The organism is Streptomyces hilarionis (genome assembly GCF_024539675.1).
Classification (GTDB): Bacteria; Actinomycetota; Actinomycetes; order Streptomycetales; family Streptomycetaceae; genus Streptomyces; species Streptomyces hilarionis.
This window is the reverse complement of record NZ_JAHHIT010000662.1, coordinates 1-292: the sequence shown is the minus strand read 5'-3', so window position 1 is coordinate 292 and position 292 is coordinate 1. Positions and strand designations below refer to the sequence as shown.

Annotated in this window: 1 protein-coding gene; it reads right to left on the bottom strand. The window is 51.4% G+C overall.

Annotated elements, in window-relative coordinates; translation table 11 throughout:
* Positions 1–192 precede the first annotated feature (192 nt).
* The coding region (locus tag KMS84_RS44445; RefSeq protein WP_498066980.1) for an OprD family outer membrane porin at positions 193–292 on the bottom strand (100 nt) is incomplete at its 5' end.

The following is a 292-nucleotide window of genomic DNA, read 5'->3' as shown; positions in this document are numbered from 1 at the left end:
GTATGTTCACACGATCCAATCAGCCATACAACCCCAGGGACGCTCGCCGCCGGGATGGATATACCAACAGTTTCTTCAATCCACAAAAAAAGGCGCCACTAGGGCGCCTAAGCCGTCTCCAAACCAAAGGAGAAACAAGGAGACGGGGTGTATCGGGGATACCGGACAGTTGATGCCGATGGCTAATGCCCGTTAAAGGAGTTGCAGTGGATATTCAACAATCAGTCTGACCTCGTCCAAATCAGATTCGAAATCGGTAGCTCGTGTCGTTGCTTGGCGGACACGTAAAGAC